At 57.5% G+C, this 25,734-nt stretch carries 23 protein-coding genes and 1 pseudogene; 17 read left to right on the forward strand and 7 right to left on the reverse strand.

Annotation, left to right across the window (positions count from 1 at the left end; all coding sequences use genetic code 11):
* Positions 1-11: 11 nt before the first annotated feature.
* From MMS95_RS11365 to MMS95_RS11390, 6 genes and pseudogenes are all read left to right on the forward strand, one after another.
* Positions 12-4,277 (forward strand): RHS repeat-associated core domain-containing protein, encoded by a 4,266-nt coding sequence (locus tag MMS95_RS11365; RefSeq protein ID WP_156865638.1) that lies wholly within the window; start codon positions 12-14, stop codon positions 4,275-4,277.
* A gap of 12 nt (positions 4,278-4,289) precedes the next feature.
* Positions 4,290-4,703: an NTF2 fold immunity protein gene (locus MMS95_RS11370; RefSeq protein ID WP_156865639.1), complete on the forward strand. Its 414-nt coding sequence runs from the start codon at positions 4,290-4,292 to the stop codon at positions 4,701-4,703.
* A gap of 258 nt (positions 4,704-4,961) precedes the next feature.
* Entirely contained in the window at positions 4,962-5,627 is a 666-nt protein-coding gene (locus tag MMS95_RS11375) for a hypothetical protein (RefSeq protein WP_242141700.1), read from the forward strand.
* A gap of 44 nt (positions 5,628-5,671) precedes the next feature.
* Positions 5,672-6,514 (forward strand): annotated as a pseudogene (locus MMS95_RS24235) (RHS repeat-associated core domain-containing protein); the annotation flags it as partial.
* Entirely contained in the window at positions 6,514-7,203 is a 690-nt protein-coding gene (locus MMS95_RS11385) for a hypothetical protein (RefSeq protein WP_156865641.1), read from the forward strand. The pseudogene MMS95_RS24235 and the gene MMS95_RS11385, both read left to right, overlap by 1 nt.
* Positions 7,204-7,776: 573 nt before the next feature.
* On the forward strand, positions 7,777-8,076 hold the full coding sequence (locus MMS95_RS11390; protein WP_156865642.1) for a hypothetical protein: 300 nt from the start codon (positions 7,777-7,779) through the stop codon (positions 8,074-8,076).
* Positions 8,077-8,225: 149 nt separating this feature from the next.
* On the opposite strand, the gene MMS95_RS11395 is transcribed toward MMS95_RS11390, so the two are convergent.
* A complete protein-coding gene (locus MMS95_RS11395; RefSeq protein WP_242141701.1) occupies positions 8,226-9,122 on the reverse strand; it encodes a PhzF family phenazine biosynthesis protein in 897 nt (298 codons plus the stop codon).
* Positions 9,123-9,176: 54 nt separating this feature from the next.
* On the reverse strand, positions 9,177-10,094 hold the full coding sequence (locus MMS95_RS11400; protein ID WP_242141702.1) for a DMT family transporter: 918 nt from the start codon (positions 10,092-10,094) through the stop codon (positions 9,177-9,179).
* Positions 10,095-10,272: 178 nt separating this feature from the next.
* Between MMS95_RS11400 and MMS95_RS11405 the strand changes: the two genes are divergently transcribed.
* From MMS95_RS11405 to MMS95_RS11420, 4 genes are all read left to right on the forward strand, one after another.
* Entirely contained in the window at positions 10,273-11,142 is an 870-nt protein-coding gene (locus MMS95_RS11405) for an AraC family transcriptional regulator (RefSeq protein ID WP_242141703.1), read from the forward strand.
* Positions 11,143-11,160: 18 nt separating this feature from the next.
* Positions 11,161-11,595 (forward strand): glyoxalase/bleomycin resistance/dioxygenase family protein, encoded by a 435-nt coding sequence (locus MMS95_RS11410; protein ID WP_015377822.1) that lies wholly within the window; start codon positions 11,161-11,163, stop codon positions 11,593-11,595.
* 311 nt (positions 11,596-11,906) lie between these two features.
* Positions 11,907-12,359, forward strand: a complete 453-nt coding sequence (locus MMS95_RS11415; protein WP_242141704.1) for a MoaF N-terminal domain-containing protein — start codon at positions 11,907-11,909, stop codon at positions 12,357-12,359.
* Between the two features lie 9 nt (positions 12,360-12,368).
* Positions 12,369-12,860 carry a nuclear transport factor 2 family protein gene (locus MMS95_RS11420; protein ID WP_021504558.1) on the forward strand — a complete coding sequence of 164 codons (492 nt, stop codon included), beginning with the start codon at positions 12,369-12,371 and terminating at the stop codon, positions 12,858-12,860.
* 171 nt (positions 12,861-13,031) lie between these two features.
* Here the strand turns inward: MMS95_RS11420 and MMS95_RS11425 are convergent, their stop codons facing one another.
* Positions 13,032-14,231, reverse strand: coding sequence for a multidrug efflux MFS transporter (locus tag MMS95_RS11425; RefSeq protein ID WP_015377824.1), 1,200 nt, complete (start codon positions 14,229-14,231; stop codon positions 13,032-13,034).
* Between the two features lie 255 nt (positions 14,232-14,486).
* On the opposite strand from MMS95_RS11425, the gene MMS95_RS11430 reads away from it, so the two are divergent.
* From MMS95_RS11430 to MMS95_RS11440, 3 genes are all read left to right on the forward strand, one after another.
* A complete protein-coding gene (locus MMS95_RS11430) occupies positions 14,487-15,059 on the forward strand; it encodes an isochorismatase family cysteine hydrolase (protein WP_033633093.1) in 573 nt (190 codons plus the stop codon).
* Entirely contained in the window at positions 15,056-16,072 is a 1,017-nt protein-coding gene (locus tag MMS95_RS11435) for an FUSC family protein (protein ID WP_242141705.1), read from the forward strand. Before MMS95_RS11430 ends, MMS95_RS11435 begins: the two co-directional genes overlap by 4 nt.
* A gap of 92 nt (positions 16,073-16,164) precedes the next feature.
* Positions 16,165-16,614 carry a MarR family transcriptional regulator gene (locus MMS95_RS11440; protein WP_015377827.1) on the forward strand — a complete coding sequence of 150 codons (450 nt, stop codon included), beginning with the start codon at positions 16,165-16,167 and terminating at the stop codon, positions 16,612-16,614.
* Positions 16,615-16,651: 37 nt separating this feature from the next.
* Here the strand turns inward: MMS95_RS11440 and MMS95_RS11445 are convergent, their stop codons facing one another.
* Positions 16,652-16,933 carry a YjcB family protein gene (locus MMS95_RS11445; RefSeq protein ID WP_004940713.1) on the reverse strand — a complete coding sequence of 94 codons (282 nt, stop codon included), beginning with the start codon at positions 16,931-16,933 and terminating at the stop codon, positions 16,652-16,654.
* 294 nt (positions 16,934-17,227) lie between these two features.
* Here MMS95_RS11445 and mrdA point away from each other — a divergent pair, with 294 nt between their 5' ends.
* Positions 17,228-19,153 carry a penicillin-binding protein 2 gene (gene mrdA / locus MMS95_RS11450; protein ID WP_044031276.1) on the forward strand — a complete coding sequence of 642 codons (1,926 nt, stop codon included), beginning with the start codon at positions 17,228-17,230 and terminating at the stop codon, positions 19,151-19,153.
* A 107-nt stretch (positions 19,154-19,260) separates the two neighbouring features.
* The gene (locus tag MMS95_RS11455; RefSeq protein ID WP_021504563.1) at positions 19,261-20,979 is read left to right on the forward strand and encodes a penicillin-binding transpeptidase domain-containing protein; all 1,719 of its coding nucleotides are present in this window, start codon (positions 19,261-19,263) and stop codon (positions 20,977-20,979) included.
* A gap of 6 nt (positions 20,980-20,985) precedes the next feature.
* On the opposite strand, the gene MMS95_RS11460 is transcribed toward MMS95_RS11455, so the two are convergent.
* Together MMS95_RS11460 and MMS95_RS11465 are read right to left on the reverse strand one after the other, a co-directional pair.
* Positions 20,986-21,384, reverse strand: coding sequence for a polyketide cyclase (locus tag MMS95_RS11460; protein WP_088381565.1), 399 nt, complete (start codon positions 21,382-21,384; stop codon positions 20,986-20,988).
* Between the two features lie 46 nt (positions 21,385-21,430).
* Entirely contained in the window at positions 21,431-22,669 is a 1,239-nt protein-coding gene (locus MMS95_RS11465) for a hypothetical protein (protein WP_242141706.1), read from the reverse strand.
* A 413-nt stretch (positions 22,670-23,082) separates the two neighbouring features.
* On the opposite strand from MMS95_RS11465, the gene MMS95_RS11470 reads away from it, so the two are divergent.
* Positions 23,083-24,630 carry a methyl-accepting chemotaxis protein gene (locus tag MMS95_RS11470; RefSeq protein WP_197798874.1) on the forward strand — a complete coding sequence of 516 codons (1,548 nt, stop codon included), beginning with the start codon at positions 23,083-23,085 and terminating at the stop codon, positions 24,628-24,630.
* A gap of 153 nt (positions 24,631-24,783) precedes the next feature.
* Here the strand turns inward: MMS95_RS11470 and osmB are convergent, their stop codons facing one another.
* Positions 24,784-24,996, reverse strand: coding sequence for an osmotically-inducible lipoprotein OsmB (osmB, locus tag MMS95_RS11475; RefSeq protein ID WP_004940700.1), 213 nt, complete (start codon positions 24,994-24,996; stop codon positions 24,784-24,786).
* A gap of 230 nt (positions 24,997-25,226) precedes the next feature.
* Here osmB and MMS95_RS11480 point away from each other — a divergent pair, with 230 nt between their 5' ends.
* Positions 25,227-25,622: a DUF427 domain-containing protein gene (locus MMS95_RS11480; protein WP_004940699.1), complete on the forward strand. Its 396-nt coding sequence runs from the start codon at positions 25,227-25,229 to the stop codon at positions 25,620-25,622.
* Positions 25,623-25,734: the final 112 nt, after the last annotated feature.

A 25,734-nucleotide genomic window follows, 5' to 3' on the forward strand; every position in this document is an offset into this window, starting at 1 on the left:
AGGAACTTACGATGACCGAAGCGGCTCGCGTCGGCGATACCATCGGGCATTCCCATGCCCTGGCCGGCATGATTGCCGGCACCCTTGTCGGCGGCCTGATCGCCGCCGCAGGCGCGGTGGCGGCGGGGGCGCTGTTCGTCGCCGGCCTGGCGGCTTCCTGTATCGGCGTCGGCGTGCTGCTCATCGGCGCCAGCCTGGCGGTGGGGTATCTCACCGGGGAGGCGGCCACCGCGGCGCGCGACGGCATTGCCGACGCCGGTGCCGGTAGCCTGACCCCCAAAGGCAATATCGTCACCGGCTCCCCCAACGTCTTCATCAACGGCAAACCCGCTGCGCTCGCCACCAACAGCCAGGTGGCCTGCAGCGACGACGGCCCGAGCATGCAGATGGCGCAGGGCTCCGACAAGGTCAGCATCAACGGCCAGCCCGCCTCGCGCGTGGGGGACAAAACCAACTGCGACGCGCAGGTGATGGAAGGCTCGCCCAACGTGTTTATCGGCGGCGGCACCGTCACCACCTTGCCGATCAAGCCCGAAGTGCCGGATTGGCTGTACAAGGTCTCTGACCTGACGCTGCTGTTCGCCGGCCTGGTGGGCGGCGTGGGCGGCGCCGCCGGCAAGCTGGGGGCATTGGGCAAACTGCTGGGCAAGCTGCCCGGCATCAACAAACTGGCGCGCATCGCCTGCCGCGCCGGCACGCTGATGACCGCCACCGCCGCGGTCGGCATTATCGCCCGGCCGGTGGATATCGTCAGCGGCCAGAAATTCCTCGACGGCGAAGACGATCTCGATTTCGTGCTGCCTTCGCGGCTGCCGGTCGCCTGGCAGCGCTATTGGCGCAGCGGCAACCCCGGCGACGGCGTACTGGGCCGCGGCTGGAACCTGTTCTGGGAGAGCAGCCTGCAGCCGTATCAGGACGGCCTGGTGTGGCGTGCGCCTTCCGGCGACTTCGTCGCTTTCCCTATGGTGCCGCGCGGCCACAAAACCTACTGCGAAGCCGAAAAATGCTGGCTGATGCACAACGACGACGGCAGCTGGCAGCTGTTTGACGTCGGCGAACAGATTTTCCACTACCCGCCGCTGGCGGGCGACCAGCCGAGCCGGCTGAGCATGATCACCGACGCCATCGGCAACGCCACCTCGCTGTTCTACGACGATGAGGGACTGCTGAGCGAACTGGTGGACAGCGCCGGGCAGCGCCTGATGTGCCGCTATGCGCAGGGCCGCCTGCGTGAAGTGGCGCTGCAAACCGCCGACGGTGAACGAACGCTGGCGCGCTACGGTTACGATGAGCAGGGCCAACTGACGACGGTGAGCAACCGCGCCGGTGAGGTGACGCGGCGCTTTGGCTGGCGCGACGGCCTGATGATCAGCCACCAGGACGCCGCCGGGCTGCTGAACGAATACCAATGGCAAGAGATCGACGGCGTGCCGCGCGTGACGGCCTACCGCAACAGCGCCGGGGAATCCCTTGAGTTCGGCTATGACTTCGCCGGCGGGCGCCGCAGCGCGGTGCGCGGCGACGGCAAACGGGCGGAGTGGCGGCTGGATGACGACGACAACGTGGCGCAGTACACCGATTTCGACCAGCGCCGCTACGGTTTCATCTACCAACGCGGCGAGCTGTGCAGCGTGCTGCTGCCCGGCGGCGCGCAGCGCCAGAGCGAATGGGATCCTTACGGCCGCCTGCTGTCGGAGACCGATCCGCTCGGCCGCGTGACGCGCTATCAATATTCGCGCAACAGCGGCCGGCTGTTCGCCGTCGCCTACCCGGACGGCAGCAGTGAGGCGCAGCATTGGGACACGCTGGGGCGCCCGACGCGCTATGTCGATGCGCTGGGCAACGCCACGCTGTACCGCTATCCGGATGACGAAGAGAGCCTGCCCGCTAGTGTGATCGACGCGCTGGGCGGGGAAGTGAAGCTGGAGTGGGACGCCCGCGGCCAGCTGACGCGCTACACCGACTGTTCCGGCAGCGTAACGGCTTATACCTACGATGCGCTGGGGCAACTGACGACGCAGACCGATGCCGAAGGCCATCAGACGCGCTACTTGTGGGATAACGGCGGCCGCCTGCATACCCTGATCCACCCGGACGGCGGCGAAGAGCGCTTTAACTGGAATGCGCACGGCCAGCTGGCCGAGCATCAGGATGCGTTGGGCAGCCTGACCCGCTGGCAGTACAACGCCCTGGGGCTGCCGGTCAGCATTACCGATCGCATCAACCGCACCCGGCGCTATCACTACAGCCCACAGGGCTGGCTGACGCGGCTGGATAACGGCAACGGCGGCGAATACCGCTTCGGCTACGACGCGGTCGGCCGCGTGCTGGCTGAAGAGCGCCCGGACGACACCCGCCACGATTATCGCTACGGCGCGGCCGGGCTGCTGGAGGAGCACCGCGAGGTCGGCCAGCCGGGCAGCGCAGGCGAACTGACGCAGCGCGAACAGCGCTTCCGCTTCGACGAGGCCGGGCAACTGGTCTGGCGCGGCAACGCCAGCGCGGAATGGCATTACCGTTTCGACGCCATGGGGCGGCTGCAAGAGCTGAACCGCCTGCCGACGGCGAGCGGCGCGGCGCTGGGCATCGAGCCGGACAGCGTGCAGATGCGCTATGACGCCGCCGGGCGGCTGCTCGGCGAGCAGGGCGTGAACGGCGAGCTGCAATACCAATGGGATGCGCTGGCCAACCTGCAGGCGCTGACGCTGCCGCAGGGCGATCGCCTGCAGTGGCTGTATTACGGCTCCGGCCACGCCAGCGCCATCAAATTCAACCAGCAGGTGGTGAGCGAATTCACCCGCGATCGCCTGCACCGGGAAACCGGCCGCAGCCAGGGCGCGCTGCAGCAGCAGCGGCGTTACGACGCCCTGGGCCGCCGCAGCTGGCAGAGCAGCGCCTTTGGCCACGACAAATTGACCCGGCCGGAAGACGGCGTGCTGTGGCGCGCTTATCGCTACACCGGCCGCGGCGAGCTGGCCGGGGTGAGCGACGCGCTGCGCGGCGAAGTGCACTACGGTTACGACGCCGAAGGCCGCCTGCTGCAACACCGCGAACCCAATCAGGGCAAACCGGGTGCGCGGCTGGTGTACGATCTGGCGGATAACCTGCTGGGCGAACGCAGCCCGCAGAGCGACATCGACGCGCACCTGCCGCTGGCGCCGATCGCCGATAACCGCCTGAAGCACTGGCAAAAACTGTTTTACCGTTACGACGCCTGGGGCAACCTGATCAGCCGGCGCAACGGCCTGTACGAACAGCACTACCGCTACGACGCCGACAATCGGCTGGTGCAGGCGCACGGCCGCGGCCCGCAGGGCGAGTTCGAGGCGCAGTACCATTACGACGCGCTGGGCCGCCGCAGCCGCAAAACGGTGCGCTACAGGGGCAAAACCGAACAGACGACCCGTTTCCTGTGGCAGGGTTACCGGTTGCTGCAGGAGCAGCGCGACGACGGCAGCCGCCGCAGCTGGAGCTACGATCCGGCCAGCCCGTGGAGCCCGCTGGCGGCGCTGGAGCAGGCGGGCGACAGCCGCTCGGCGGATATTTACTGGTATCACACCGATCTGAACAGCGCGCCGCTGGAGGTGACCGACGCAGCGGGCAACCTGTGCTGGTCCGGGCAATACGACACCTTCGGCAAGCTGCAGGGCCAGACGGTGGCCGGCGCGGCGAAGCGGCAGGGCGCGCAATACCAGCAGCCGCTGCGCTACGCCGGGCAATATCAGGACGACGAAAGCGGCCTGCACTACAACCTGTTCCGCTACTACGAACCCGAGGTGGGGCGTTTCACCACGCAGGATCCGATAGGGCTGGAAGGCGGGCTGAATTTATATGCTTATGGGCCAAATCCTTTAGCTTGGATAGATCCATGGGGGCTAGCGAAGTGTCCGACCTTAACTCATGGCAAAAATGGAGCAATACTCTCAGCCAAGGCAACTGTAACACCAGCAGATCTTAAAACAGGCACTGCAGTTAATACGAGTGCTCGTGATGCTGCGAGGGCTATGGGATATCAGACAGATGATGCGGGGCATATATTAGCAAAAGTGCTGGGGGGGCAAGGTGGAAAGGGCAATGTATTCCCGCAGTTACCAGGAGTGAATCGTGGGCAGTATAGGACATTTGAGGACTCAGTTCGGAAATTTGTAAATAAGCAAGGAGCGGTCGATATTGAATGGACTTTCAAATATGCTAATGGTGGTACAAGACCAACATCGATACAGTACGATGTATTCCAAAATGGTCAAAAAGTACTTGGTCGAATATTTACGAACTGATAGGAGTGAATTATGGAAGCGGTAGAAATAGCAAGAAATGTTTTAACTAATTTCATAATAAAGATGAATGAGTGGGAGCTGAGATGTTATCCACTGCTTTCTGAGGATGACTCAGAAAGTATTAAGGTTGTGTTGAAGGATGAACTTGATGAGATATTCAATAAGTTCTGTACGGTGAAGGAACGGAAGCAAGGTCGTCAAACATCCCTATCTTGTAGTGAACCACCAGAATATTCTCCTAGCGAAGAGGTGCTAAGCTCTGAAATAAACAAAAACAAGGCGGTTTTTGTCACTCAACAACATACGGGATTTAAAAATAAATATCGATATACCCTGCATCTAAAAAATGATGAATGGCGTATTGATAAAAAAGAGTGGCTTGATGACGATAATGGTATTGAAAAATGGAAACAGTGCTACCTTTGATTTTTAATAACGACTCTTTTTTGAAGAGGTAGTTTGGCGTAGCAAGACTGATGATCCTAGCCGTGAAGGGGGGCAACCTGTGCTGGTCCGGTTAGCGCGACGCCTTTAGGTTGATAGAACACCACGAAACAGGACTACTTGATGCCACCATACCATCGAGTAGGTACCTGTAACCTATTAGCTGTTAAACCAATAACGGCATGTGAGGTAGCGTGTTAAAGAAGCTTGTCATGTATGTTAACTACGCCGGGTAATATCATGGCGACGAAAGAGGCCTGTGCCAAAATTTACTCCTTTACTATAGTGATAAAAATGAAAGAAATAGCTGATAACATCAGGGCTAATTTAGATGAAGTGCGGTCTCTTTTTTTGAATGAAGAGCTATTAGCTGAAAAGATATCTTCGATTAGTCATGCGGAGTCAAAGGTTGTATCGTGGTCTAAAACTAATGCCTTTAGTATTATTCCATTTTACAATGAGTTAACCGGCTTTAAAAATGGAGGAATTTTGAGTAAAGAGCCCAAGAACAAAAGTAATGCATATTGCTATTTTTCAAATGATGACCATATAAATAAAATAGATAGCTATAACTCAAAAGGAGTTGTAGCGGATACATCTTATGTCATTAGAGATGGTGATGAGGTTCTTGAAATAAGACAGGATGTAAAGGGAAACTATTTGGTTATAAGTAGAGTTTTTTTGAATTCTCAAAGGCAGCCATCTAAAGCTTTTTTTGCAAATGATGATGGTAATGTGTCTGGTTATCATTACTTTTATAAAGATGGAAGGATCGACAGTATAATGACGGTAAGTAATTACTCTCTTTTGCCATATGTTATTTTATCATGTGTTTATGATGATGGTAAGATTAGTGAAATTTATTTTAATAATGATAAGGGAAAGGTAGCTATATATCCTCGCTAGGATATTAAGTTGATTCTTAATTGACAGGGCGACTTTAGTTATTTACATGCTTCCTGTGGCAGGGCTACCGGTTGCTGCAGGAGCAGCGCGACGACGGCAGCCGCCGCAGCCGCCGCAGCTGGAGCTACGATCCGGCCAGCCCGTGGAGCCCGCTGGCGGCGCTGGAGCAGGCAGGCGACAGCCGCTCGGCGGATATTTACTGGTACCACACCGATCTGAACAGCGCGCCGCTGGAAGTGACCGACGCAGCGGGCAACCTGTGCTGGTCCGGGCAATACGACACCTTCGGCAAGCTGCAGGGCCAGACGGTAGCCGGCGCGGCGAAGCGGCAGGGCGCGCAATATCAGCAGCCGCTGCGCTACGCCGGGCAATATCAGGACGACGAAAGCGGCCTGCACTACAACCTGTTCCGCTACTACGAACCCGAGGTGGGGCGTTTCACCACGCAGGATCCGATAGGGTTGCGTGGTGGGTTGAACCTGTATCAGTATGCGCCGAACCCGCTGATGTGGGTGGATCCGCTGGGGTTGAGTACCAGAAGAGACCAACTTCCAGGGGATAAAACGCTTGAGACGTCTCGAGCAGCAAGAAGGGAGGCTATGCGTTCGCAAGGTATCCCTACATCGCAAACATACCAAGTCCAAGTAGTCGAGGATATAACCCAATCTGAAAACTCAAAACTTAACTCAGGTATTTTGCATGAGGAACAGATTATGAGAAATAATTCTGAGGTTGGTCGTGTAAAAGTGCATCATCAAGGGCATGTTTTCACGGACAATGACACTTTTGAGAAACCACATTATCATGGTACTAAAGGCGAGCATTTCTCTTATGAGAAAGGCCGACCAAGGAATACAAATAAATACAAAGGTGATAGGTGCTTCTAATGAGAACAAAGCTGATTACTGATGCAAAAGCTAGTTTAAAAAAAATTGGTGTCTCAGTAAAAGACACGGATCTTTCTCTAATTAATGTGTTCTCAAGCGACGAATATGAGCTATACATAAAAAAGTTATGGGCAACAATAAATAGCTTTAAGGTTAAAAGGATTGTATTCCTTGATGATGACTATTATGTGGATAACGTAAGTGACAAAATAAAAAGTATAAAAAGAGCTGTGGGTAAAAACGGTTTAATGGAACTGAAGAAAAATGTAACTGAAAAAGAAGGTGTTATTGTTAATAATAGAAACTATTTTATTGATATGGTTGAGGTTAGTGATGATGTAGGCCTTCTAACTGTGGAGAGAATTTATAAAGCAATATATAGTGGCGGTGGGGTTTATTTATTCTTGCAGGAGGGTTTAATTTGTGATAGTGATTCACTGTTAGGGTTGATAAAATCGTATAATGATGAGTGTAGTATTTCTTGTAAATTACACTTTGGCGAAACTCTGACATCAGAGAGATATTTCATTCTAACAGGGGTGAATGAATATAATAATTCTCACTTATTGAGTGGAGTTACAAGGTTTACAGGGGAAGATGTTGATAAACTCATTGAAAAAACATCCCATCATTATCCAATGGTATTTGAAAAGCAAATATTAAAGTTTGAAACTCGCTCGCAGAGATAGGGTGATTATGCTGGGATTTATATCAGGAGGTTTTTGTGGGCACTATAACTGTTCGTGAGGTGCTGACACGTGGTTTGAAAATGCTATAGGAAAAGAAAAGATCAAATTCATGTTTAATAATTAGTTTAACATTAAAAATATTGAAGTTGATAATTTCGCATTGGAACATTTTTCAGATTTAAAGATTAGATTTTATTGTAAGGATATACCCAAAAATACCCTATGAAATGGAACGAAGAGGGTTTTAATGCAATGAGTTTAGTAGTTACTTTTGGAGATGTTATTCAATTGAATGTTACTGGGTAGAGGGTCGGTTTTTTGTGTTCACCAATAATAAATTCTTTAAGAGAATCCCCTTAAATAACTATAAAAATCATGTGGTTAATCTTTATTGGAAGGCAGGATTTTAACTATAGAAAGTATTGTTCCATATATAGGTGAAAGATGGGGCTAGTTGGAATAGGATCAGAGATATATACTGAAGTTGTTTATTTAAATAATCACGCTAAGGTTACTTGTAGCAAAGAAATTAAAGCTAAGCGTGGGTGTTGAGTATATAATGGAGAGTGTGTTATGAATCTCGTAAAGGTTGATTGGACTCCTGAACATATGGGCGGGAGAAAAACAGTCCCTCCAGCAGGAAAGTATTATGCAGTATCTCGACTTCCTGAGGACAAGGAGTGGCAAAATAATGCCTGGAGCGTTGTTTTTGAGCTAGAGGAATCCAAGTCTGAAAATGGCAAGACGTTTTCGTTGGGAACTGTAGATTTTCTTATGGAATCTGCACCTAAAGAGCGTATGGTTCAGCATGATAAATTCGAAATTTACGAAGGCCCCAAAAAAGTAGCGGATGTTTTTCTTCTTCGAACCTGATTATTGATAGTGTTGGTACTGGATAGTGCTAACTACTACAGAACCAGGCGCTAGCTGAACTTCTTTCAGCGAGAGATAATTACTGAGCCTCATTAGGGGAAGCCGAATAGGCAGATAAAACCACTCCCTCCAATCTGTTCCCCCCCAAACTAAATACCCAATGTGCCATTAATCAGGGTGCGGCACTGCCCGCCGATCCAGGGCTCGCCGTCAATAAAGCGCACGCTCACGCGGCCATCTCGATTCAGTTGGGTGCCCTGGCGCACCTGGTAACCCTGTGCGGTCTGGCCGCCGTCTGGGAAGCGGCTGGCTTGCAGCAAGCGCGCCAGGCAGGCATTGGCGCTGCCGGTTACCGGATCTTCAATCAAAACACCGCATTCCACCATAAACGCGCGCATTTCGTAATCGGCCGGTTCGGTTGCGGAGCAGGCGCCATAAATCACTACGCCATCCACATCACAGGCGGTTTGCAGCTGTTTAATCGTGGCCTGATCCGGCGTTACCGCCAGGCAGGACTGCGCGTCCGGCAGGCGCACCATCAGCCAGCGAATGCCCATCTCGGCAATCACCGGCAGAGGGCTTGCTGCAATCACTGCAGGCCGTAAAGCGGCCGTTAACCGTTCGGTTTCTTCGGCCGCCATTGGGCGGAACTCTACTTCGGGCGCGGCGAACGCCAATGTGCCTTCCGGCAGGATATTGACCGCCACCAGGCCGACGCCGCATTCCTGCATCACTGTTCCAGGGCGTTTAGGCGTCAATCCGGCTTTCAGCAAGGCGTGGGCGGTGCCCAGCGTCGGGTGGCCGGCGAAGGGCAGCTCTTTTTCGGTGGTGAAAATGCGCACCTTATAATCCGCCGCCGGGTGCGTCGGTTTAAGCACGAAGGTGGTTTCCGACAGGTTGGTCCAACGGGCCAATGCCAGCATCTGCGCGTCGTTCAGCCCTTCGGCTTCCAGCACCACCGCCACGGGATTGCCCTGCAGTGGCGTGGCGGTGAAAACGTCCACCTGTTGGTAGGCGCGGGGTGTCACATCATCACTTCTGAGCATTGGCCATCATCCGTTATCAACAAAACCTGATAATAACGATATTCGCCAATGGCTTCAAAGGGTTGAGTTTTGTTTTGAGATACCCGCCCGTCGCCACTTCAGCCCCGGCTTGGCGAACATCACCAGGTTGCCCAGCAAAATCAGGCACAGGCCCAGCACGGCGTTGAAGTGCCACTGGTAGCCTTCGTAAATCGTTGAGATGGTCAGCGCCACCAGCGGGAACAGCAGGGTGCTGTAGGCCGCCGCGCCGGCGCCGATGCGGCCGAGCAGGCTGAAGTAGGCGGCGAAGGCGATCACCGATCCGAAGATCGCCAAATACAACAGGGATCCGATATAGCGGCTGCTGTATTCCATCTGGAATGATGCGCCCTGCGCCAGGGCGATCAGCGCCATCAGCATCGCGCCGTAGGTCATGGCATAGGTATTGGTGGAAAAAATATCCAGCCCGCGGCGCTGATGGCGCGCGCTGATCATATTGCCCAGCGAGAAGCCGTAGGTGCCGAGCGCGCTCAGGCCGATGCCTTTAAGCAGCTCCGGCGCCATGCGGGTGGCGGCCAGATCTTGCCAGAACAGCGCCACGATGCCGGTCAACCCCAGCAGCGCCGCCGGCAGCAGATTGGGGCTGGGGCGCTGGCGGAAGAACAGCAAGCTGTTGAGGGCGTTGAACAGCACCGCCATCGAGAAGATCACCGATTCCAGCCCGCTGCTGATATAAGCCGCCGCATGGTAGAAGCAGAAGAAGTTGAAACCGAACACGCAGCAGCCCTGCAGCACGCAGAACAGATGATCGCGCGGGGCGATGCGGCGCAGGCGGCGCGTTAGCAACAGCGCGGCGAACATCACCGTGGCGGAAATGGCGAAACGGTAAGCGATCGACACGGGAATGGCCACCGGGCCTTCCTGTTGCAGGGTAATCGCTATCCAGGTGGTGCCCCAAATCAGCACCACGGCGAGGTACAACAGCGCATTCATTCTATTCACTCCGAAAAAATCGATGGCGCAGTATCCGCTTTGGCGCGCGGCGGCGCTTGCAGCGCTTTGCGCCCAGTTGCATATTCTTGCGCTTTTTTTGCCAAAAGCGCGGGGCGGCCGCTGGCATGCCGCGGCGCCACTCTTTACACTGTCAGCATGTCGAACAACGGGGCCGGCGATGTCCAACTATCAGGCGTTTGAAACACTGCGTGAGCACAAGGCGCGGCTGCACGGCAGCGTGCTGCTGGGCACCGGCGTGGAGCTGGCGGCCTGGTCCAACTGCAACGATCGCGTCACGCAGGAAAGCGCCGACCACCATACCCTGAGCCTGTACGTCGCCGACGGCTATGAGTGCTACCAGCAGGTGCCGGGCGGCTGGCGCAACGGCGGCGGGCCGGATCGCTTCTGCATCATGCCGCGCCAGTACGCTTCCACCTGGGATGTGCGCAGCGATCTGTCGTTTGTGCATCTGTATTGCACCGACGGGCATCTGCGCCGGCTGGCGGAGCAAACCTGGGATCGCAGCCCGGCGGCGATCAACGTGGAGCAACGCAGCTTCGGCGAAGATCCGCAGATCACGCTGCTGTATCGCCAGTTTTTGCTCAACTGCGACTGGCGGGACAGCGCCAACCTGCTGGCGCTCAGCAGCGCCTCGAACCTGCTGATGTCGCACCTGATCCAGCGCTACAGCCAGCTGCAGTGGAAGCTGCCGGCGGCGCGCGGCGGCCTGGCTCCCGCGGTAGCCAGGCGGGTGCGGGAATATATCGCAAGCCACCTGGATCGGCCTTTGTTGTTGGCCGATCTGGCGGCGCAGGCCGGGTTGAGCGAATACCATTTTGCTCGCATGTTCAAACATTCGACCGGCCTGGCGCCGCACCAGTTTGTGATGCGCGCGCGGCTGCAGCGGGCGGAACAGCTGTTGCGGCATAGCCAACAGCCGATCACCGAGATCGCGCTGGCGTGCGGCTTCAGCTCCGCCAGCCATTTCAGCAACCGCTTCAAGGCGGCCTATGGACTTGCTCCGCTGCAGGTGCGGCAGGGGCGCTAACCGGAAGGGAGTGCAAGCATGGATCAACCATTTGCCGGGCTGGGCGTGTTGTTCGTCGCCGGATGCGGGCCGATCACGCGTGAGAGCGACGAGAGCAAGGCGTTTTATGTCGAGGCGCTGGGGCTGCCGCTCAAGCCGATGCCGGGCAACGAAACCTATCTGCTGGCCGAGCAGGGCGCGCTGGACGGGGTGAAGCACTTCGCCCTATGGCCGCTGGCGCAGGCGGCGCAGTCCTGCTTTGGCGACGATCGCTGGCCGGCGGATCTCGCGGTGCCGCAGGCATGGATCGAGTTCGACGTGGCCGACATGGCGGCCGCCACCCAGGGGCTGGTCGATCGCGGTTATCGGCTGCTGGTCGCCAATCGTGAAGAGCCGTGGGGGCAAAGCGTTACCCGTTTGCTCAGCCCGGAAGGGTTGCTGGTTGGCGTCACCTATACGCCCTGGCTGCGTTAAACGCCACGCCGTTCGCCGCCGTTTCCCTGCGGCGGGCGGCCTTAAGAATAAATACGCATTAGCTTAAAGCGATCTGCGCTATAGACCCATCAAATCCCCGAGTGGTTTCCCTTCCTGAAAGCAGTAATTCCGTTCATTGCGTAAAAACCAATGGCCAGAACGCGCTATTGCTATGCCATTTTACGGCGATTTTTCGCCCGCTTTTTTCGCCGCCAGGTGCCTGATAGGAATAGAGATTATTCTTATATTTCCGCCAACCGTTAAGAAATAATAATGATTCTCGTTTTCAACCACGGAAAGGAGAAGGAACGATGAAAACAGTGAAACGAACGGGCATCGCGCTGGCGATAGCCCTGACTTTCCCCCTGGCATTGCCTGCCGCTTTGGCGGCGCAAACCACCCTGACAAACAGTAAGGCGGCGACGATGACGGAAAAACACGGGCAGTTTATTGCGGTCGGTAAAGTGGTGCAGGCGACCTTCGGCGATTTCGCCTTCAAGCTGGATTTTACCGATGACAAGACCATGACCTTCACCGGTATCGGCGAAGCGTCGCAGGGCATCACCGATACCGTGCAGTACACCGCGGTGGAGATTCGGCCGAAGGTCTACATGGTCTATTGGCATGAACCACAGTCCGGCGACAACGTGACGCATGTCGAGGACTTTGAGCGCGGCGAGGTATACACCAACATCGCCGCCAGGGACGGCAGCTTCACCCATCTGAAAGGGCAGCTGAAAATCGTAGGTCACTCAGGAAACTAAGGAGCAGTTATGAAAAAGGCATTGATCACCTGTGCGATCGTCGGCGGTTTGCTGGCGAGTTACCCGGCGCTGTCAACGGATCAGGCGGCGTCTTACAAATCGGCCGGCAAGGGCGGTTATCATCATGCCCAGCAGAAGCTGAAGGTGGTGGAAGATCTGTATGCAGGCTTTTTCAACCGTCATGACATCAGCGTGGCGCAAAAGCTGATTGTGGAGAACTACAAGCAGCATAACCCGTTCGTCGGCGACGGCATCAAGCCGTTCCTGGATTTCTTCAGCCAGACCTTCAAAGACAATCCGCAGTACAGCGCCAAAATATACCGCAGCGCGGTCAACGGCGATCTGGTCTACGTTCACGTCCAATACCAAAATAACCCGCAGGATCGCGGCACCGCCAGCGTGGATATTTATCGGGTGAACGATCAGGGTAAAATCACCGAGCATTGGGACGTCAATCAGGATGTGCCGGAAAAATCGGCCAACGACAATACCATGTTCTGATCCAAAAGGGCCGCTGCGGCGGCCCTCCACACGCCCGCAACACTTTATTTACTTACATAAATACCAAACGTTCATCGTGTCGAGTAGGCTACGGCCGCCTTTGGCAGTGGTGGTACGGTTGATGGGCGTCATTGTCCCGCCACTGCTTGAGGCGTTTCCCCACATTCCTCGTTATCCCGCGCGTTTATTTTCCACTTTTTTGAACTGATGCCGCAGCTGCAGCGCATTGCAAAGCACCAATACCGCCGTGACGGCGAACACCCAGCGGAACCCCATCATCGCCGAAATGCCCGATCCCAGCAGCGGGCCAACCACGTTGCCCAGGTACATAAAGGATTGGTTATAGCCGAAGATGCGCCCGGTCACCTGATCGGAGGAATACTTCAGCAGCAGCGCCTGCACCGCCGGCATCAGCGCGCCGTCGGCGAACCCCAGCAGGAAGCGCAGAATGCCCAGCTGCAGCGGCGTATTCACCCAGGCCATCACGGCGAACAGGCCGGTGGTGAACAGCAGCGCGGCGATCAGGATGCGCGCGGTGCCGATGCGATCGCCGAGCCGCCCGAGGCGTGGCGCCGAGATCAGCGCCGCAATGCCGGGCACGGCGGCAATCATGCCGCTGACAAAGGCGATATTGCTGACGTCGCCCGACAGTTCGCGGATGAACAGCGTCAGGATCGGGCTGATGGAGGAGTTAGCCAGCTGGATCATCAGGGTACAAACGAACAGCGTGACGATCAGCGTTGGATAAGGCAGCGAACGGAATACCGCCTTGCCGCTTAGCTGATCCGCTTTTTTCACCGTGATGCGCCGTTCTTTAATCAGGAACAGCGTCACCAGGAAGCTGACGAACATCAGCCCGGCGGTGACGAAAAACACCACCCGCAGCCCCAGATGGTCGGCCATCAGCCCGCCCAGCAGCGGCCCGGCGATCACGCCGGAGATCTGCCCGGTAGAGAGCGTGCCCAGCGCCCAGCCGCTTTTATCGCGCGGCGCCTGCGAGGCGACCAGCGCCATGGCGTTGGGAATATAGCCGGACGTCAGCCCCATCAGGGCGCGCAGCGCGAACAGCTGCCAGACGTTGGTGGCCAGCCCCTGCAGGGCGATGACGATCGCCATGCCCAGCGAGGCGCGCAGCAGCATCAGCTTGCGGCCTTTGCGGTCGGCGAGGCTGCCCCACAGCGGCGACACCACCGCCGAGACCAAAAAGGTGCCGCTGAACACCAGCCCGGACCACAGGCTGAGGGACTGATGATCGCTGACGCCGAGCTGTTCGACGTACAGCGGCAGAAAAGGGAGGATTTGGCTCATCGCCAGCCCGGTGAAGAAACACCCGAGCCAGACCGAGATCAGATTGACTTTCCACGCTTCCATCGACTTGTCGTACCACTTTGAATTTGGAGGGATTTGTTAAGCAAGATAATAATAACACCGCGAACTGGCCGGCGCGGGGGAAATGCGTGAGAAAACGTAAAGCCCGTCGGCGGCGTTGTTACATTTCGCTATAAATTAATAGCTATATTATCATAGGTATTTATTTTAAGCTACTCCACCAAGCCGCTCAACAATTCGGCGGCGCCACACTCTCTCTACCCATTTCGCCGTGTCGGCGGCAAGGAGACGCTTTCTATGAATACCGCACTGATCGCTCTGGATTACATCGTGGATATCTCCCACCCGGAAGGAAAAATTGCGCGCTCGGCGCAGCAGGTCATTGAGCGCGATGCTATCGCGCGGGCAAATAGCGCATTGTCTCTCGCGCAGCGCAAGGATTGGCTGCGCATATTGGTTAAAGTCGGTTTCGCGGCCGGCTATGTCGATCAACCCAAATACTCGCGGATGTTTGGGCAGGCGCATCAATTTGGCGCTATCGCACTGGGCCAGCCGGGCACGGATTTTCATCCTGATTTAGCGTCTGATTTGGGGGAGTTAACCATCGTAAAACCGCGCGTCAGCGCGTTTTATGGCACCAATCTGGATGCGACGCTGCGCGCCCGCCGCATTGAACGGTTGGTGATCTGTGGAGTCAGCAGCACCTGGGCGGTACAGGCGACGGCGCGCGACGCGCACGATCGCGATTATCAGGTGCTGATACTGGAAGAGGCTTGCGCGGCGGCCACGGCGGAAGAGCACCGGATCTCGATGGAAACGCTTGCCACTATTGCCGATATCGTCACGCTGGAACAACTGAGCGCATTGTGAAGCTGCTGCGTGAAGAAATCGCCTGGCGTCAGCTGCGACGGGGAGCATGGGTGTTGGCGCCGTTGCTGGCCCTGAGCCTGGCGACAGGCAATGCCAACTGGCTGAAGGCTTCGGTGGTCACCATATCGCTGTTTGTCGTTTGTGAGCGCCTTGAACTGGCGCCGCTCGGCGTGGCGCTGCATGCGGCGGCATTGCTGCTGCTCTTTATGGCGCTGCTGTGCGCCATGCACACGCCGGTCATCTTCATTTTGGCGTGCGTGTTGGCAGCGGCGGCGGCGGTTGGGATCTCCGCGTTCGGCGGCAAGCTGCGATCCCTGGGGAATTTTATTTTTATTCCGGCTCTTTATCTGGCGTGTGAAACCGCTGAAGGTGGCGCCGGCGCGCCATTAGCCCAATGCGGCTGGGCGCAGCTCCCTTTTCTGGGGGCAGCCGTCTTGCCGGTGCTGATGCTTGCACTGGCAGAGCATCGGCGGCTAGCGCGGCTGTCGACGAGTGACAGCCTGCATCATTATCTCCAGCTGCGCCGCAGCGATGAGCTTGGCGCTCGCGTGGCCTGCGGCGAGGCTTTGCTCGCCGTAAGTTGTGCCGTTGCACTGTCGGCGGCGATCGTTGAGTGGCAACACCTCGATTACGGGCAATGGGTGATCTGGTCGGCCGTCAGCGTGATCAGCGGCGATATGGCCGCTACGCGCAACAAACTCCGCCAGCGTGCGTCAGGCGCATTGCTGGGCGTGCCCGTCGGTATTTTGCTGGGTAGCCTCATGCCGCATGGCAATGTGGGTTATGAACTGCTGAGCGTGGTGACGATGCTCACCCTGGTGTCTTTTCATCGTTATACCTTGGGGTTTGGCGCCCGTTGCGCCTGCATCGCCTGCGTGTTGGTGATTGCAGGAAAAGCGCCGTCGATCGCCGCAGAAAGGGTGGTCAATGTGTTGCTGGGCGGTGGCATCGGTCTGCTGTTCGCTTTGGCGGTGCATGCGGTGTTGCCGCTCAACGCCGGCACCCGCCAATAGCGAGCTGGCATATTTCGTCCGCCAATTTCGGTTGACCGTTTCCGGTCTCGGTGTGAAAGTACGGACAAATCTATCGTTATCTATTGATGCCAATGAAAAAAGATCATCCTGAAGACGTGACGCTGCTGCGCACGCAATTAATGTCGCTGGTGCGCCGTTTGCGGCGCGAGTCGCGCAGCGACGAAAAATCCTGGGCCCAGCTGATGCTGCTGGGAGCTATCGATCGTCACGGCGGCGAGGCGACGCCGTCGCTGCTGGCGGAGTCGGAGCGCATGCGTTCCTCTAACCTGGCGGCCGCCTTACGGGAGCTGGAGGCCGATGGGCTGCTGGTGCGCACGCCGGATGCTGAAGACAAACGCCGGGTGCGGGTGCGCCTGACGCCCGCCGGGCTGGGGCTGTTGCAGCAAAGCCGCACCCGGCGCGAGGCGTGGCTGCTGGCGGCGATGGAAAGCTGTTTAACGGAGCAAGAACAGGCGCAGCTGATCGAAGCGGGGGCGTTGATGGCGCGGCTGGCGGCGGCGCCGTCAACGGACGCGGAATAATCGGCGGGGCGGCAGATGCGCCGCCCGTGCAGCGAGGTTACGGCATCGGCCAATCGGCCGGCATGGTGCTGACGACGTCCACGTAGCGATCCCAGGCCGATGACCAGAATTGGGTGAAGGCTTCCAGGGTGAGGTGGATGCCCATCAGGCCCATCACGAACCAGCAGGCGGTAAACAGGCCCAGGCTGCTGAACATGAACGCCATGCCGTTGCGGCTGGTTTTACGGCAAACGACGTTTAACTGGCTGGCGAAGAACATCATCACGGCGCTCAGCAACTCCCAGCGCATCATGACTAAACCGGTGGCAATGGTACTCATCGAACTCGATCCTATGTAACAAAAAGCCGCATCCGGCAGGGCGCCGACAGGGAAATGCGGGGGAATAACGGGAATAATGTGATTCAGATCACATTGTAGCATTGGGGCGAACGACGGCTCAATGGGGCGCGCGGTGAAAAAAACGCCGACGGTAACATTCCAATATGCTGAAACAGTTATGCCATTTCATTAGCAACCTTTTCATGGGGCGGCGCGCTCGATAACGCTATGCTTGCCGGCTTTTCAGTTCCCTGATTTTACGGGGAAATGTGACGCAAAAGGTACCGGCACCGCATGGCCCTGTTAAAAGAAAAAATTCGCGACCACTCTGCGGAAGAGAGGCTGTTTATCCGCCGGGCAGGCGTAGCGCTGGCGCTGGTGGTGGTCTGCTTCGGCGCGCTGATCGTTAACCTCTACCGGCTGCAAATCCGCCAGCACGGCTTTTACCAGACGCGTTCCAACCAGAACGACATCAAGATGCTGCCGCTCGCCCCCAGCCGCGGGTTAATCTTCGATCGCAATGGCACTCCGCTGGTGCGAAACGTGACACTGTATCGTGTCGAAATCACGCCCAGCAAAATCACCGACATGGCGGCGCTGCTGCAGGCGCTGACGCCGATCGTCGATCTGACGCCGGAAGACATCAGCGCGTTTCGCGACGATATGCACCACAACAGCCGCTACAAGCCGGTGACGCTAAAAACCGGGCTGAGTGACACTGAGGTGGCGCGCTTTGCCGTCAATCAATACCGTTTCGACGGGGTGACCATCGATACCTATCAGCAGCGTGAATATCCTTACGGCGCCCAGCTGGCGCACGTGCTGGGCTATGTGTCGAAGATCAACGACAGCGATCTCAAGCGCCTGGACAAGGCCGGCCTGAGCGAGAACTATGCCGCCGACCGCAACATCGGCAAACAGGGCATCGAAGCCTATTATGAGTCAGAACTGCACGGCACCACCGGCTATCAGGAGGTGGAGGTGGATAACCATGGGCGGGTGATCCGCTTGCTGAAGGAGCAGCCGCCGAAGGCCGGCAAAAACATTTACCTGACGCTGGATCTGCCGCTGCAGCAGTACATCGAATCGGTGCTGAAGGGGCAACGCGCCGCGGTGGTGGTGGAAGATCCGCGCGACGGCGGCATTCTGGCGATGGTCTCCAGCCCCAGTTACGATCCTAATCCCTTCGTCAAAGGCATCGGCTATCAGGCCTATAAGGCGCTGCTGGGCAACCCGGATCTGCCGCTCATCAACCGCGTTACCCAGGGGTTGTACCCGCCGGCTTCCACGGTGAAGCCCTACATGGCCGTTTCGGCGCTGTTCGCCGGGGTGATCACGCCCACCACCACCTTTTTCGGCGCGCCGACCTGGACGCTGCCCGGCACCGAGCGGCGCTACCGCGACTGGCTGAAAACCGGCCACGGCATGCTCAACGTCACCAAAGCGATTGAAGAGTCCGCCGATACCTTCTTTTATCAGGTGGCCTATGAGATGGGCATCGATCGCATTCACCACTGGCTGAGCCAGTTCGGCTACGGCCAGTCGACCGGCATCGATCTGAACGAAGAGTACCGCGGCGTGCTGCCGAGCCGCGACTGGAAGCTGAAGGTGCACAAAAAGGGCTGGTATCAGGGGGATACGGTCTCGGTGGGCATCGGCCAGGGGTATTGGGTGGCGACGCCGATCCAGATGGTGAAAGCCTTGAGCACGCTGCTCAACAACGGCCGGGTGAAAACGCCGCATCTGTTATATTCGCTGCAGCAGGGCAACCGGGTGACGCGCTACCAGCCGCCGGCGCAAACGGCGCAGATCGGCGATCCCAACTCGCCTTACTGGGGCATCGTGCGCAACGGTATGTACGGCATGGCCAACTTGCCGAACGGCACCGGTTACAAGCTGTTCCACACCGCGCCGTATCAGATCGCCGCCAAATCCGGCACCTCGCAAGTGTTCAGCCTGAAGCAAAACCAGACTTACAACGCCAAAATGATCCCGGTGCGGCTGCGCGATCACATCTTTTATACGCTGTTTGCGCCCTACAAAAATCCCCGGGTGGCGATGGCGCTGATCCTGGAAAACGGCGGTGGCGACGGCGTGGTGGCGGGGCCGACCGCGCGCGCGATCCTCGACCACATTTTTGACCCGGCCAACGCGCCGCAGCCCGGCGATACGCCGCAAAGTAAACCGCAGTTAAACGACAGCGCAGATGTGCAACGGTGATGCGGTTTGTTTTTACTTTCTTACAAACTGCAATCTCCTGACCATTTCCGGCAAGGTAGACTGAAATAACACCATAAACTGAATAAAAACGTAGGGTTAACACAACAGTGGCGCCATCGACCAAAAAGAGCGGTAAAACCTATTCCACAGTTCGTTTCGGCTGGATATGCGCCGGCATGCTGGTCTGTTTTTTTCTGTTGGCGTTCAGGGTCGGCTACCTGCAACTGCTGGAACACCAGCAGTTGGCCAATCAGGCTGACCAACGTTCGATCCGCACCCAGGTGGTGCCGACCAACCGCGCCATGATCACCGATCGCAACGATGAGGCGCTGGCGGTCAGCGTGTCGTCCAAAGACATCGTGCTGGATCCGAAGCATATTCTCGATACCCAGACCGATACCGGCAACGAACGCTGGCAGAGCATGGCCAACGTGCTGAAGATCCCGCTGGCGGACATCCAGCACCTGATCCAGAGCAACGCGCGCAAACGTTTTGTCTACCTCGCTCGCAAGGTAGAGGACGATAACGCCGCCTACATCAGCAAACTGCATCTGACCGGCGTCAGCACCGAGCAGGATTTCAGCCGCTTTTATCCGATGGGCCAGGACGCCGCCGGGCTGATCGGCATCGTCGGCCAGGACAATCAGGGGCTGGAAGGCATTGAGCTGGGTTTCAACCCGCTGTTGCAGGGCAAAAACGGCCTGCGGGTCTATCAGAAGGACGGCAGCGGCGCGGTGATCGGCGTGCTTAAAAGCGTGGATCCGGTGCCGCCGCCGAACGTGACGCTCAGCATCGATAAATTTATTCAGTACGTGCTCTATGCGCAGATCCGCGACGGCGTGGTGGCTAACCAGGCCGACTCCGGCTGTGCGGTGCTGGTCAAGATCGACACCGGCGAGGTCCTCGGCATGGCCAGCTACCCGTCGTTCAACCCGAACAACTATGGCAGCACCCCGGCGAAGGATATTCGCAACGTGTGCAGCAGCGACAGCTTCGAACCGGGCTCGACGGTGAAACCGGTGGTGGTAATGGTGGGGCTGGAGCATAAGCTGATCCGGCCGGATACGGTGCTGGACACCACGCCGTATCGGGTGAACGGTCACCTGATCAAAGACGTCGGCCATTGGTCGAAACTGACCATCACCGGCGTGCTGCAAAAATCGAGCGACATCGCGGTATCGCACATTGCGCTGGCGCTGCCGGCCACGGTGCTGCCGGCGGTCTACCGCAGCTTTGGCCTGGGGCGACCGACCGAGCTCGGCATCGGCAACGAGAGCAGCGGCTACTTGCCGCAGCATCGCGAACGCTGGGCCGATATCGAACGCGCTACCTTCTCCTTCGGCTATGGGCTGCGCGTGACGCCGCTGCAGATGGCGCGCGAGTATGCCGCGATCGGTTCCTTCGGCATTTATCGGCCGCTGTCGATCACCAAGGTGACGCCGCCGGTGATGGGGCAACGTATTCTGCCGGCGGATACGGTTCGGGCCGTGGTGCATATGATGGAGAGCGACGCCTTGCCGGGCGGCAGCGGGGTGAGCGCCGCAGTGCCGGGCTACCGGCTGGCGATCAAAACCGGTACCGCCGAGAAAATGGGCCCGAGCGGCAAATACGATGGCGGCTACATCAACTACACCGCCGGCGTGGCGCCGGCCAGCGATCCGCAGGTGGCGCTGGTGGTGATGGTCAACAACCCGAAAGCCGGCAAGCACTTCGGCGGTTCGGTGGCCGGGCCGGTGTTCGGCAAGATCATGGCCCAGGTGCTGGAGCACATGAATATTCTGCCGGATGCCCAGCCGCTTAACGTGGTGTCGTCGGTCAAGGGGTAAGGGGGATTAGCGCAATTCCAGCAGGCGCTTCAGCGCCTGCAGATCGGCGTTCACCAGCCCGACGTCGCGGGCGAACAGCGCGTCGTCCATGTCCGGCTGGCGGAACAGGGTGAAGATCACCTCGGCACCTTGTCGGTTGGCGAGCGCGCGCAGCGGCACGTAGACTACGCCGCCGTCCGGCAGCGTCACCCAATGATCCAGCACGCCGAAGGCATTGGGCGCGCTAAATCGAATGCGGATCCGCCCCTGCGGGGTCTCCGCCATCCAATCTTCACCTTCCCGCCGTAAGCTATTGGTTAATCCTTTGGCCCACAACGGGAAGTTTTCCGGGCGGCTGAGAAAGGCGTACACCTCGTCACAGGGGCGGTTGATGGCGACATGCAGCGTTTGCGCGCTCAGCATCATGATTTCTCCGGTTGACGGCGATACTTCAGTGTAGATCCCGCCGCGCTCAGAAGTAGTAACCGATGTTTACGTTGGTGCGAAAATACCATTTATTGCTGCCGGAGGACTGGGTGCCGGTCCAGCCGGTGGCGTTTTCCACGCCGCCCCACGGATTGGCGTTCTGCGCCCAGGTCAGATCCACCCACAGCATCACCGGCATGGCGGACACCTGCACCCCGAGCGTATTCATTTTGGAGTCGGAGCCGCCGTGCCTGTCCTTCCAGAGCACGCTGTAGTCGTTGTAGAAGCGCAGCTTTTTCACCGGTCCCCAGGGCACCTCGACGTCGCGCGCCAGGTTGATGGCGGCAGTGGTGGCCTGCGACGGGATCAGATAGGCCGGCGTCAGGCCGTTGCCGCCCATCAGGATCACCGAATTGCTGGCGCCGGCCGGGCCTTTGGCGTCGTAACCGTAGCGGATAACCTGGCCGGACAGATGCCAGGCATCCCGATTCACCAGCGTATGCAGGCCCGCCGCCCAGAAGCTGCCGTTATCACCGGTCGCCTGGTTGTAGAGCCGCGAGGCCGCCAGCGAACCGCCGAGCTCATTGTCCCAGCCGCCCTGGTGGAAAGCCCGCGTCAGCCGCAGGTTTACCTGATCGCGTTTTTCGTTGCGCTGCAGATGCTGTGAGGCAAAGTTGGTGTTCTTCAGATCGTCGTAGCTGGCGACGTCGGGGGCGTAACGCACGCCGGTCGGCATCATGCGCGGGTAGTAGGCGGCGTCAAAGGCCCAATCGCCCCGTTGGTATTGGTATTTGGCGCCGAGCCCGGTGTTGACGCCAAAGCCGAGGTAAAACGGAATGCCGTACGACCAGCCGAACTGCGGATAGGGCATCAGGCCGAACGGTTTGAACGGCGCGCCCAGCTGCACGGTGGAGCGCTCAGACAGGTGGTAGCCGACATAGGCGCGGTCGATGGCGTATTTGCGCCGATCCTGAAACCAGAATCCGCTATCGAAAAACGCGTCGTTTATCTGGCCGGCGGCATCGATGCGAAAGGCGTCAAAGCGTAAATGCGGCGGATGGCGATAATTGCTGCTGCGCCAGTCTTCATAGCGATAATTGGCGCGCAGCGCGCCGCCGATATCAATATTCTTTTTATTATCCTCGTTTTGCCAATGAATATGCGGAAAGGCCGGGCGGTTTTTTTTTACCGGCGCCACGGTGGCAGCAGCGTCGCTGGGCAATGCGACGGTAGTCGCGTAACTCACTGGTGAAACAAGAAAAAAACAAAGGGTGATCTTGCGCATGCCTGGCCCCTGGTGAATGTTTGGTTTTTATTAAGACGAGCGGGGTTTACCTGTGAATAAGGCACTGTTGCTCGTTTGTTTTATATTTGAGACGTTTCATTGTGCGTTTCATATATTAAATTCATTTCCGGTTAATATATGAAACTTTGTTTCTTGTTTAATGGGAAAACTATAAATCCGGTATTGAACAAGTCAAGAAATAAAAATTAGCGTTGACGAGAAATTCCGATTATTGGGTCGCCCTGGTTTGCGGGGGCGACACAAAGCAGGCTGAAATAGTCGTGTCATAAATGCGCGTTAGACTCGCGGCATTCTGGCATTACTGACTAAAAATCATGAACATAAAACTGACACTTGGCCGCCGGGTAAAACCTGCGGCAGCGCTGCCGCACGCGTTTGGCATCGGCAAGAGCATGGGCTTATTAGGCGGCGTAATTTGCGTTATTGCGCTATTTTCTCTGCTGCAATTGTTTTCCACCGTATTTATTTCCACTATTCTGCACGACGCCAAGGTTAACCTGGTGACGGGAGACGGGTTGCATCGCCAGCAGGCGACGATGGATCGCGCCAGACTGTCGCTGCTGACGGCCAGCGACACCCTGAACCGTGCGGGCATCTATTATCTGCAGGACAAAGTCACCGGCTCCGACGGCAGTTGGCATAGCCTGCTGGATGAATCGTTGGCGGCGTTGGAGGCTTCAAAGCAGGCCTTTGCCCGGTTCGAGCGCTTGAGCGCGGCTGCGCCCGAAGCGGCGGGCGCCCTGAAAGACAGTTATCGCCTGTTCTATGACGGCCTGAAGGAACAGGCGCAAGGGTTGCAAAGCAGCGCCAGCATCGATGCGTTTTTCGCCGTGCCGATCCAGGCGTTTCAGGCGGATTTCAACGAAAAGTACCTCGCTTATCAGGCGCTGAACGAACAGCATGGCAATGACGTCAACGTGCGGCAATTGGCGGCGCTGGAGCAGGCCAATACCTTTGCGCTTGGCGCATTGGCCGCGCTGGCGCTGATCGCCGTGGGGGTGTGGTTCGGCGTCGCCCGCTGGGTGATAGCACCGCTGCAGCGGGCAATTGTCCACCTCAACGTGCTGGCCGCCGGCGATCTTTCGCGGCCGCTGCCGCCTGAGCGGGCGTTGAACCGCGAGATGCGTCAGCTGCAAACCAGCATTGGCCATATGCAGGGCGGTCTGCAGCGCCTGGTAAGCGAGGTGCGCGATGCGACGAGCGGGATCCTGAACGGCGTCGAGCGGCTGGCGGACGGCAATCGACAGTTGACGGCACAGTCGGCGAAGCAGGACGGGGAACTGCAGTTGGCGACCGAGCACGTGCAGCAGTTGGCGGCGCGGGTGGAAGAAAACGGCCAATACGCGCTGCAGGCCAGCCAACGAACCGAACAGGCCCGGCAGTGCGCCGGCGCCGGTGAGCAGATGATGCAAACCGTCAATGTTTCGATGCACGGGATCGTCAACCAATCGGCCGAGATGCGCGGCATTGTCGCGCTGATCGACAGCGTGGCGTTTCAGACCCATATTCTGGCGTTGAATGCGGCGATCGAGGCCGCGCACGCCGGAGTTCACGGCCGCGGTTTCGCCATCGTGGCTAAAGAAGTGGGCTTGCTGGCGCAAAAGAGCAGCCATTCGACGCGCGATATTCAGCAGTTGATCGGCCGCTCATTGCAGCAAATCGATCAAGGTTCGCAGGCGGTCGAACGGCTGACGGGCAACCTGCGCAAAATTATCGATCTGGTGAACAAATGCAGTGCGCTGATGGGGGAAATCTCGCTGGCGTCATTCAATCAAGGGGAGAGCATCCAGGACGTGACGGCGCGCATCACCGCGCTGAATCAGGTGGCGCAGCAAACCGGCGCCGTGGTGAGCGCGGTGACCGAGGCTTCGCAGCTGTTGCAGGGCGAGTCGGAACGGTTAGAAAAAGCGATGGCGCGTTTCAGGCTGCCGGCGCAATAAATACTTCCGATGCAGGTTAATGAATAATAAAGCTGCGCTTAATGTTATTCATTATTTCCCTGTGCTGAGGGACGTTATTTCGATAAATAAAAACAGGCCGGCGCTTATGGATTAAAAAAGCGCCGGCCTGCAGAGATTATTTTAACGGGAGGATTAACGGCTGGTCTGGTGGCCGATAATGCCGCCCAGCGCTGCGCCGCCGAGGGTGCCCAGCGTGCTGCCGTCGGTCAGCACTGCGCCGCCGACCGCGCCGACGCCCGCGCCGATCGCCGTGTTGCGATCGCGATTGGACATATGCCCACATGCGGTAACGGAAAGCGTCGCCATCACCACCACCAACACACCTGCGGCACGTTTAATATTCATAATGAGTTCCTGGTAAATTGGCTGATTAATGGATTAAAAATAATCCGATTAACCCACCGGTAGAAGTTGGGATGAATGTATTCCTCCGAAAGAAAATCGAACAGGTAAAAATTCTTAATTTTGCGGCGGTGAAAAGCGATTGCTCGCCGAATGTGCGGCCACCGATAAAACCGCTGGTCTATACTGGGAAGACGCCTCGCGGGGGCGGGGCACACACTCTGGAGGCCGCCATGTCCGATCTCGTTTCCGCGTCCGGCAAACCGGTGAAAATCCCCGGCCCGGATCACCCGATCACCTTGACTCGTCATCCGACGCGGGTCGTGGTGCGTGCTGCCGGGAAAACCCTGGCCGACAGTCGCAATGCGCTCATCCTGCAGGAAGCCACCTATCCGCCGGTGTTTTACTTTCCGCGTGAGGACGTGAAGATGGCGCTGTTGCAGAAAAACGAGCACGTCAGCTACTGCCCGTATAAGGGCGACTGCAGTTATTTCACCTTCGCGCTGAACGGCGCACAGGGGGCCAATACGGCCTGGAGCTATGAAATGCCTTACAACGCCGTGGTGGCGATCAAGGATTATCTGGCATTTTATCCCGACAAAGTGACAGAAATCAGTACTGAAGCCTGACCTGCCGCCGCCGCCGGGCGGGGGCAGGTTGACATTCCGCTTATCCCTACTCATTATGTGTATTACTGGAAACTGATACGCTTTCCTTATGTTTTAATCCGACATAAACGAA

It is taken from the genome of Serratia sp. PGPR-27 (assembly GCF_022678525.1).
GTDB classification, from domain to species: domain Bacteria; phylum Pseudomonadota; class Gammaproteobacteria; order Enterobacterales; family Enterobacteriaceae; genus Serratia; species Serratia nematodiphila.